The sequence below is a fragment of the Corallococcus sp. 4LFB genome, from assembly GCF_046520365.1.
In the GTDB taxonomy this organism is placed as follows: domain Bacteria; phylum Myxococcota; class Myxococcia; order Myxococcales; family Myxococcaceae; genus Corallococcus; species Corallococcus caeni.
Map to the genome: position 1 here is coordinate 1 of NZ_JBKGHJ010000383.1, position 8596 is coordinate 8596.

Sequence of the window (8596 nt, forward strand, 5' to 3'; positions counted from 1 at the left end):
CCGGAGCGAACTCATGACACGTCCTCCAGTCCGCCCAGCAGCTCGCGCAGCCTCTCGTAACCCCGGTGCGCCCGCAGCCGGGCCGCGCCCGCGCGGATGCCTCGCATCTGGGCGATCTCCTCGAAGGACCAGCCCTCCAGCTTGCTCAGCACCACCGCCTCGCGCTGCTCCACGGGCAGTTGCTGGAGCGCGTCCTCGATGCGCCGGCGCATGGCCGGGTCGCCGTCCGGCGCGGGCACCGCCGTGGGGCCTTCCGGCGGAGCGTGCGCGTGCGCGTCCACGTGCTGCTGGTGCCGCAGCGCGTCCCGGGCCGCGTTCGCCGCGATGGTGAGCAGCCAGGGGGTGAAGCGCGTGCCCCGCTCGTAGCGGCCCCGGGCGCGGATGACGGACAGGAAGGTCGTCTGCATGAGGTCCTCCGCCAGCGGCCCGTCCCTCACCATGCGGGCGAGGAAGCCGTGCACACGCCCGGCATGCCGGGCGAACAGCGCCTCGAACGCCGGCTCGTTTCCCTGACAGAACTGGTCCATGAGCGCTTCGTCCGTGACGCCTTCCATCGTCTGGCTCACGGACGGCCCTGCTCGGAAATCGTTTCCGGGGACGGACGGTTGCCCCCCTGGGCGCCCCAAGGCCTTGAAACGACAAGCGCTGGACGTGACATCGCCAGGGGGCTCGCTTCCATGACCCGAAAGGGTAGTGTCGCGCGCCTTACCGGTTTCAACGCTTTTCCCCACTTCGAGCGCACATGTCCCCGGCCGAGGTCGTCATCCAGTCCACGCTGTTCGAATCGCTCCTGCGCTGCGTGCGATTGGACGCGTCCCTGCGCGAGCGCATGGCGGCGGCGGGCTATGACCCGGACCGCCCCCGGGCCAGCTATCCGGCGTCGGTGTTCCTGCGCTGCCAGAACCTGGTGTTGCAGGCCGCCTACGCGGACCGGCCGCGGCAGGAAGCGCTGCGGCAGATGGGCCGGGACCTGGTGCGCGGCTACTTCGAGACGCTGGTGGGCAAGGTGGTGAACGTGGCCCTGAAGATCGCGGGCCCGGAGCGCGCCATGAAGCGGGTGGCGCTGAGCTTCCGCTCGGTGATGGAGCCGGTGGAGATCACCTCCCTGGAGTTGGGGCCCAGGGACTGGCGCGTGACATTCCAGGGCTACCCCTTCCCGGCGGAGGCCGCGGCGGGGTGCTGCGAGGAGGCCCTGCGGCAGGCCGGGGCCGCGAACCCAGCGCGGTGCTGGAGACCGACGACGGGCGCGGCCGCTTCGAGCTGCGCATGCGTTGGTAGGACGTCCGTGTGCACGCGGTAACGGTGGGCATCATCCTTCCACCTCGACATGACTGAATGCGCTATGAGGGCCCCATGAAAATCGGCAAGGACAGTGTTGTCGCCATTGATTACAAGCTGCACCTCGGCGACGGGAAGATCGTGGACGAGAGCGAGGCAGGCGATCCGCTCGTCTACCTGCACGGCTACGAGGAGATCGTCCCCGGCCTGGAGAAGGCGCTGGAGGGCAAGGCCGCGGGCGAGTCGCTGAAGACGGTCGTCTCCGCGGCGGACGGCTACGGCGACTACGACCCCGAGGGCGTCGAAGAGGTCCCCCGGACGGAGTTCCCCGAGGACCTGGAGATCAAGGCCGGCGGCATCCTGAGCGCCACGGACCCGGAAGGGGACGAGGTCGACTTCCTGGTCAAGGAGGTGCGCAAGGACACGGTGCTGGTGGACTTCAACCACCCGTTCGCCGGCAAGGAGCTGCACTTCGAGGTCACCATCAAGGAAGTGCGCGCCGCCACGCCCGAGGAGCTCGAGCACGGCCACGCGCACGGCCCCGACGACGACCACGATCACTGACCGCTGGGGCCCTTCGGCCGGCCCTTGCCGTGCGTCCGGGCATGCCGCCCGGGCGCCGCGCCTTCGGGCCGCTTGGAGCTTCCATGGTCCGCCTGGCGAGGCCCCGGGTCGCGCTGCTTCGCCAGCCATGCCTCCATCTCCCGCTTGAAGAGGGGGTCCTTGCGAGGCACCTCCGTGCGGGGGAGCTCCTGGCGGATGATGCGCTCGATGTCCTGGAGCGTGCGGCGCTCGACCTCCAGCGCGAAGAGTGACGCCCGTCCACTGGCCGCCGCGCGAGCGGTGCGGCCGATGCGGTGCACGTAGTCCTCCGGCCCGTGCGGCACGTCCAGGCTGATGACGTGGCCAATGTCATCCACGTCCAGTCCGCGCGCCGCGAGGTCGGTGGCCACGAGGCAGCGGTACTGCCCGCGGCGGAAGCCCTCCAGCGCCTGACGCCGCTGGGCCTGCGTGCGGCCCGCGTGCAGGGCGGCGGACTTGTGGCCCGCGGCGGCGAGCAGCTCCTTCATCTTGTCCGCGCGCTGCTGGGTGCGCACGAACACGAGCGCGCTGGCCTGGTCCTGCGCGAGGAGCGTGAGCAGCAGGGGCCACTTCTCCTCGGGCTTCACGATGTAGAGGTGCTGTTCGGCGCGGGGCGCGGGCGTCCCGCTGGGCGTCACCTCCACGCGCACGGGCTTGTGCAGGGCGCGCTGGCCGAAGCGCGTCACGTCCGCGCCCAGGGTGGCGGAGAACAGCAGCGTCTGGCGGTCGCGGGGCAGCGCGTGGAGGATCTGGTTGATCTGCGGCAGGAAGCCCATGTCGAGCATCCGGTCCGCCTCGTCCAGCACCAGGGTGCGGATGCGCGACAGGTTCACGGCCTTGACGCCCAGCAGGTCCACGAGCCGGCCCGGCGTGGCGACGATGAGGGTGGGGCGCTCGCGCAGCGCGTCCACCTGCGCGTTCATGTCCTCGCCGCCGACGATGAGCGTGGGCAGGACGCGCAGGGACTCGCCGAAGAAGCGGGCCTGCTCCGTCACCTGCTGCGCCAGCTCGCGGGTGGGGGTGAGGATGAGGCCCAGCGTGCCGCGCTCGCCCGCGAAGCGTTCAATCATGGGGAGCAGGTAGGCGGCCGTCTTGCCGGTGCCGGTGGCCGCGCAGCCGATGACGTCGCGGCCGGACAGCGCGGGCGGGATGGCCTGCGCCTGGATGGGCGTGGGAGCGCCGAAGCGGGCACGCTTCACGGCGCCCAGCGTTTCGGGGGACAGGCCCAGGGACTTGAAGGAAGCACTCATGCCCCACGCCTCCCACGTCCGGGCCGGAGAGGGAAGGGGGATTGCGGGGCAGGGGGCGCCCCGGGCGGTGGAAGCCCGGGGCGCGGAAGGGCTTTTCAGCCCTCGTTCAGCGCCGCGCCGTGGTGGCGCAGGTGGTCTTCCATGAACGTGGAGACGAAGTAGTAGCCGTGGTCGTAGCCCTCCTGCATGCGCAGGGTGAGGGGCTGGCCCGCCGCCTCGCAGGCCTCCTTGAGGAGGTGCGGGTGGAGCTGATCCGGCAGGAACTTGTCCTTCGTCCCCTGGTCCACGAGCAGCGCCGGCACGCGCCGGCCGGCCTTCAGGAGCTCCGTGGCGTCGTACTCGCGCCACGTCTGCTCATCCGGGCCCAGGTAGCCGCCAAAGGCCTTCTTGCCCCAGGGGCTGCGGATGGGAGCCCCGATGGGCGCGAACGCGGACACGGACCGGTACCGGCCCGGGTCGCGCAACGCCGTGACGAGCGCGCCGTGTCCACCCATGGAGTGCCCGAAGATGCCCTCGCGGTCCATGCGCGCGGGGAAGTGCGCGCCGAGGATGCCGGGCAGCTCCTTCGTCACGTACGTGCCCATGCGGTAGCGCGCCCTCCACGGCTCCTGCGTGGCGTCCAGGTAGAAGCCCGCGCCGGTGCCGAAGTCCCAGTCCGAGTCCTCGCCCGGGATGCCCGCGCCGCGAGGACTGGTGTCCGGCGCCACGAGCATCAACCCCAGCTCCGCCGCCACGCGCTGCGCGCCGCCCTTGGTGGGGAAGGTCTCCTCCGTGCAGGTGAGGCCGGCCAGGTAGTAGAGCACCGGCACCTTGCCGTGCTTCGCCTGGGGTGGCGTGTAGACGCTGAAGCGCATCTCACCGCCGCAGGCCTCGGACGGGTGCTTCCAGAAGGACTGCGTCCCCCCGAAGCACGCGTGCTCGCTGACGAGCGTCGGAGTCACCGCGCTCATGCGTACTTCACCACGCTGCGGATGGACTTGCCCTCGTGCATCAGGTCGAAGCCGTGGTTGATCTCCTCCAGCTTCAGCGTGTGGGTGATGAGCGGGTCCACCTGGATCTTCCCGTCCATGTACCAGTCGACGATCTTCGGCACGTCCGTGCGGCCGCGAGCCCCGCCGAACGCGCTGCCCTTCCACACGCGGCCGGTGACCAACTGGAACGGCCGGGTGCTGATCTCCTGCCCCGCGCCCGCCACGCCGATGATGATGCTCTCGCCCCAGCCGCGGTGGCAGCACTCCAGCGCTTGGCGCATCGTCTTCACGTTGCCGATGCACTCGAAGCTGTAGTCCGCGCCGCCGCCGGTGAGGTTCACGAGGTAGGGGACGAGGTCGCCCTCCACTTCCTTCGGGTTCACGAAGTGCGTCATCCCGAACTTCTCCGCGATCTCCTTGCGAGCGGGGTTCAGGTCCACGCCGACGATCATGTCCGCGCCCACCATGCGCGCGGCCTGCACGACGTTCAGGCCGATGCCGCCCAGGCCGAAGACGACGACCTTCGCGCCGGCCTCCACCTTCGCGGTGTAGACGACGGCGCCCACGCCGGTGGTGACGCCGCAGCCGATGTAGCAGACCTTGTCGAAGGGGGCGTCCTCGCGGATCTTCGCCACGGCGATCTCCGGCAGCACCGTGTAGTTCGCGAACGTGGAGCAGCCCATGTAGTGGTGGATCATCTGCTTGCCCAGGCGGAAGCGGCTGGTGCCATCCGGCATCAGGCCCTTGCCCTGCGTGGCGCGGATGGCCGTGCACAGGTTCGTCTTCTGGGACAGGCACGACTTACAGCCGCGGCACTCCGGCGTGTAGAGCGGGATGACGTGGTCGCCCTTCTTCACGCTGGTGACGCCCGCGCCCACGTCCACGACGATGCCCGCGCCCTCGTGGCCGAAGATGGCGGGGAACAGGCCCTCCGGGTCCGCGCCGGAGCGGGTGAACTCGTCGGTGTGGCACAGGCCGGTGGCCTTCAGCTCGATCAGCACCTCGCCCGCCTTGGGGCCCTCCAGGTGCACGGTTTCGATGCTCAGGGGCTTGCCGGCCTCGAAGGCGACGGCGGCGCGGACGTCCATGGTGGGGCTCCAGTCAGAGGGGAACGAAGACCTCCCACTGTAGAAGCCACGCACCGCGTCGGCCCCGAAAAACGAAGGGGCCTCCGCGGCTTCGGTCCACCGCTACACGGAGATGAGGCCCTTGCGGATGCCCTCGGTGACGGCCTCCACCCGGTTCGTCACCTCGAGCTTCCGGTAGATGTGCTCCAGGTGCGTGCGGATGGTCGCCTTGGAGAGCGACAGCAGCCGGGCGGCCTCGCTGTTGGACACGCCCTTGGCGATGAGCTGGAGGATCTCCCGCTCCCGGTCCGACAGCGGCTTGAGCAGCGGCTCCTGCGCGGACGCATCCCCGCCTGGGGCCGCGGACTCCGCGGCGGACGGCGCCACGGGCAGCGGTTCGGTGGGCACGGGCGCGGTGTCCGGCTCCACGCGGAAGTGGCGCAAGAGGCGCCGCGCGAGGTTCGGCTGGATGACCGTGCCGCCCGCGCGCACCTCCTTGATGGCCTCCACGATCTTGTCCACCGTGGCGCCCTTGAGCAGGTAGCCGGACGCGCCTGCCTTCACCGCCTCCAGGACCTTGTCCTCCTCGTCGAAGATGGTGAAGATCAGGATCTCCATCTTCGGGAAGCGCGCCTTCACCTCGCGGGTGACGTCGATGCCGCTCATGCGCGGCAGCCCCAGGTCCAGCAGCAGCACGTCCGGGTTCGCGCGCTCGACTTCTTCCATCGCGGCCTCGCCCGACAGCGCGGTGCCCACGATGTCGATGTCCGGGTGGCCCTCGAAGAGGCGCAGCTGGTTCTTCAAAATCTTGGTCTGGTCCTCCACGACGAACACGCGGATGGGGAGGGGGGCGGCGCTGGAAGTCGGGTCCACGGGGCGGATCTCCGGTGCGTGTCAGGCGGAAAGACAGGGAAGGGAGAAGGCCACCTGGGCTCCGGCGCCGGGCGCCGAGTCCACCACGATGGAACCCCCGAGCTTCATGGCCCGCTCACGCATGTTGAGCAGGCCGTAGTGGCCGCGCGGCGTGCGGCCCGGGTCGAAGCCCTTGCCGTTGTCGCGGACCACCAGGTGCACGCCCTCCGCGCTGAAGTCCAGGCGCACCTGGACCTCCTTCGCCTCGGCGTGCTTCGCGGCGTTGGACAGGCACTCCTGGAGGATGCGGAACAGCGCCAGCTGCGCGTCCGGGGGCAGCTTGCGCGTCAGGCCCGTGCGCTCGAAGCGGATGTCCTGCCCGGTGCGCTCGCGGAACGTCTTGACGTAGTCCTCCAGGCCCTGCGCCAGCTCGAAGTCGTCGCGCATCATCCGCAGGTTGCGGCGCAGCTCTTCAATCGACTCCTCCGCGGTGGCCTTCATCTCGCGGATCTCCGTGCGCAGCCCGTCCTCGCTCGCGAGGTTCAGGATGTACTCCGCCTGGATGATCATCGAGGACAGCGACGCGCCCAGGCCGTCATGGATTTCGCGCGCCAGCCGGTTGCGCTCCTCCACCACGGCCAGCTCCTTCAGGTCGCCCTGCAGGGACACCACCTCGCGGTGCGCGGTGGCCTCGCGCTCGTTCAGGTACACGAGCACGTAGACGATGATGAAGTTGAGCCCCAGGTACCAGAGCAGCGTGAGCAGCTCCACCGCCGTCACGGAGCGGTTGAGCAGCAGATCCAACCGCGTGGTGATGGGCAGCGCCAGCAGCGGCGGCAGGATGGCCAGCGGCTTGGGGAAGAGGATGGCGAACAGGGTGGTGAACAACAGCTGCGTCGCCAGCAGCGGGCTCTGCAGGCCGCCGCCCACCTGCGGGCGCGCGATGAGCACCACGGTGATCAGCAGGTCGAAGCAGAGCGACAGGTACGTCACCCACCGGCCCGCCTTCGGGTGGTCGATGACGAGCAGGTTCGCGACGCTGTAGATGAGCATCGCGAAGTAGCCCAGGAAGGAGATGGGCCCGTTGAAGCCGAAGTAGCCGCTCCACGCGGGCACCGCGAGGATGAGCAGGCCCAGCGTGAGGAACATCATCCGCGCGTAGAACAGCGCGCGGGCCGGCGACGAAGCGGTCCTGCTCCCAGGAGGCCGCCGCCTGCTCCGCGGACACGTTGTCCGTGAGGTTGCGGCGCTCCAGCACGGCGCGGACGCGGGCCTTCAAGTCGTGGGCCGGGTGGTCGTCGCCGGGTCGGGGGTCACTGTCCATGCGAGCGGCAGCTTACGGGACCTTCTCCGGGAGCGGAATTCCCGGCAAGCCGCCAGGTCGGCATCCGGGCGGGTGCGGCCAGGCGGCTCGGGCGGCGCGCTACTTGGGGGCGCCTTCGTCCACGCACGCCTTCTTCGCCTCGGGCTGGCGCTCGAGGACGAAGTCCAGGCGGTCCTTCGTCTCCCCCGTGCGCTCGTCGAACAGGGGCGTGCCGCCCGCGTACATGGTGCCCTTCTGGCTGCCGTACCTGTCCAGGTTGTGGGCCTTGAGCCAGCCGTCCACGCAGGCCTCCAGGGCCAGGCGGTCGCTGGCGCCCGAGTCGTAGGTCACGGCGCTCGCGTCCTTCGTGCCGGCCTCGGCGGTGGCCGTCGGGGCGGGGGCTGCGTCGCGGTCCGACTGGAGCTCCTCCTTGACGGTGCCGGTCCGCGTGGCCGCGTCGGGGCTCTCGCCGGTGTTCTTGTGGCAGCCGACAGCCAGGGACAGCAGGGTGGAAAACACGAGCGCGCCGGTCAGGTTTTTCATATGTCCTGGCAGGTGAAGGCCGCTTGTGACGGCGGCGGTGGCGACAGCGGGGAGTAAGGCTTCGGGGACGTCCTGAGGCTCTGAGGCTCTGAAGACCAGACGTTCAGCCGCCGCACCATATTCGTTTCGTTCCTCGCGGAGCACCAGCCCCATGCACGGTTCGCCGGATACCGACCACCACGCGCGCATTCCCCACGCCACCCGCATCGAACGCGCGCGGGTGCTGGTGGTGGGGGCAGGCGGGCTGGGCTGTCCGGCGTCGCTCGCCTGGCGCAGGGCGGGGTGGGCACCTGACGCTGGTGGATCCGGACCGGGTGGACGTGACGAACCTGCCCCGGCAGCTCTGGCACCGCACCCAGGACGTGGGCCGCCTCAAGGCGGAGTCCGCCGCCGCCGGCCTCCTGCGCGCCTTCCCCGGCTTGAGCGTGGAGGCCCTGCCGGAGCGGCTGGACGCGGGCAACGCGGAGGCCCTCTTCCGCGAACACGACCTGGTGGTGGACGCCACGGACGGCGTGGCCACCAAGTTCTTCCTGTCGGACGTGGCGGTGCTCACCGGCGTGCCGCTGGTGTACGGCGGCGTGCTGCGCATGCACGGCCAGGCCCTGCGCATCGACCCCGGCGGCCCGTGCCTGCGCTGCCTCTACGAGGACGTGCCGCCTCCGGACGCGGTGCCCACCTGCTCGCAGGCGGGCGTGCTGGGCGCGATGGCGGGGCTCATCGGCGCGGTGCAGGCGCTGCTCGCGCTGGAGC

9 protein-coding genes and 1 pseudogene are annotated in these 8596 nt (G+C 70.4%); 3 read left to right on the plus strand and 7 right to left on the minus strand.

Annotation, left to right across the window (positions count from 1 at the left end; genetic code table 11):
- Nucleotides 1-11: 11 nt before the first annotated feature.
- Nucleotides 12-554, minus strand: a complete 543-nt coding sequence (locus ACLEQD_RS31240; RefSeq protein WP_410389154.1) for an RNA polymerase sigma factor — start codon at nucleotides 552-554, stop codon at nucleotides 12-14.
- A gap of 188 nt (nucleotides 555-742) precedes the next feature.
- Here ACLEQD_RS31240 and ACLEQD_RS31245 point away from each other — a divergent pair, with 188 nt between their 5' ends.
- Entirely contained in the window at nucleotides 743-1300 is a 558-nt protein-coding gene (locus tag ACLEQD_RS31245; protein ID WP_410389139.1) for a DUF2378 family protein, read from the plus strand.
- A 53-nt stretch (nucleotides 1301-1353) separates the two neighbouring features.
- Nucleotides 1354-1842: an FKBP-type peptidyl-prolyl cis-trans isomerase gene (locus ACLEQD_RS31250; protein WP_410389141.1), complete on the plus strand. Its 489-nt coding sequence runs from the start codon at nucleotides 1354-1356 to the stop codon at nucleotides 1840-1842.
- Here ACLEQD_RS31250 and ACLEQD_RS31255 read toward each other — a convergent pair.
- The 6 genes and pseudogenes from ACLEQD_RS31255 to ACLEQD_RS31280 form a co-directional block, all read right to left on the minus strand.
- Nucleotides 1836-3110, minus strand: a complete 1275-nt coding sequence (locus ACLEQD_RS31255) for a DEAD/DEAH box helicase (protein ID WP_410389143.1) — start codon at nucleotides 3108-3110, stop codon at nucleotides 1836-1838. The genes ACLEQD_RS31250 and ACLEQD_RS31255 overlap by 7 nt on opposite strands.
- A gap of 95 nt (nucleotides 3111-3205) precedes the next feature.
- The gene (fghA, locus tag ACLEQD_RS31260; RefSeq protein WP_410389145.1) at nucleotides 3206-4060 is read right to left on the minus strand and encodes an S-formylglutathione hydrolase; all 855 of its coding nucleotides are present in this window, start codon (nucleotides 4058-4060) and stop codon (nucleotides 3206-3208) included.
- Entirely contained in the window at nucleotides 4057-5169 is a 1113-nt protein-coding gene (locus ACLEQD_RS31265) for an S-(hydroxymethyl)glutathione dehydrogenase/class III alcohol dehydrogenase (protein WP_410389147.1), read from the minus strand. Before ACLEQD_RS31265 ends, fghA begins: the two co-directional genes overlap by 4 nt.
- 102 nt (nucleotides 5170-5271) lie before the next feature.
- Nucleotides 5272-6021: a response regulator gene (locus ACLEQD_RS31270; RefSeq protein WP_410389149.1), complete on the minus strand. Its 750-nt coding sequence runs from the start codon at nucleotides 6019-6021 to the stop codon at nucleotides 5272-5274.
- Between the two features lie 21 nt (nucleotides 6022-6042).
- Nucleotides 6043-7324: pseudogene (locus tag ACLEQD_RS31275) on the minus strand (sensor histidine kinase).
- Nucleotides 7325-7423: 99 nt separating this feature from the next.
- On the minus strand, nucleotides 7424-7846 hold the full coding sequence (locus ACLEQD_RS31280; RefSeq protein ID WP_410389150.1) for a hypothetical protein: 423 nt from the start codon (nucleotides 7844-7846) through the stop codon (nucleotides 7424-7426).
- A gap of 314 nt (nucleotides 7847-8160) precedes the next feature.
- Here ACLEQD_RS31280 and ACLEQD_RS31285 point away from each other — a divergent pair.
- On the plus strand, nucleotides 8161-8596 hold a 436-nt coding region (locus tag ACLEQD_RS31285), incomplete at its 3' end, for a HesA/MoeB/ThiF family protein (protein WP_410389152.1).

What these genes read in the sequence shown, in the direction of transcription:
- ACLEQD_RS31240 (WP_410389154.1), bottom strand. Translation starts at nt 554, where the DNA reads ATGGAAGGCGTCACGGACGAAGCGCTCATGGACCAGTTCTGTCAGGGA.
- ACLEQD_RS31245 (WP_410389139.1), top strand. Translation starts at nt 743, where the DNA reads ATGTCCCCGGCCGAGGTCGTCATCCAGTCCACGCTGTTCGAATCGCTC.
- ACLEQD_RS31280 (WP_410389150.1), bottom strand. Translation starts at nt 7,846, where the DNA reads ATGAAAAACCTGACCGGCGCGCTCGTGTTTTCCACCCTGCTGTCCCTG.
- ACLEQD_RS31250 (WP_410389141.1), top strand. Translation starts at nt 1,354, where the DNA reads ATGAAAATCGGCAAGGACAGTGTTGTCGCCATTGATTACAAGCTGCAC.
- ACLEQD_RS31265 (WP_410389147.1), bottom strand. Translation starts at nt 5,169, where the DNA reads ATGGACGTCCGCGCCGCCGTCGCCTTCGAGGCCGGCAAGCCCCTGAGC.
- fghA (WP_410389145.1), bottom strand. Translation starts at nt 4,060, where the DNA reads ATGAGCGCGGTGACTCCGACGCTCGTCAGCGAGCACGCGTGCTTCGGG.
- ACLEQD_RS31255 (WP_410389143.1), bottom strand. Translation starts at nt 3,110, where the DNA reads ATGAGTGCTTCCTTCAAGTCCCTGGGCCTGTCCCCCGAAACGCTGGGC.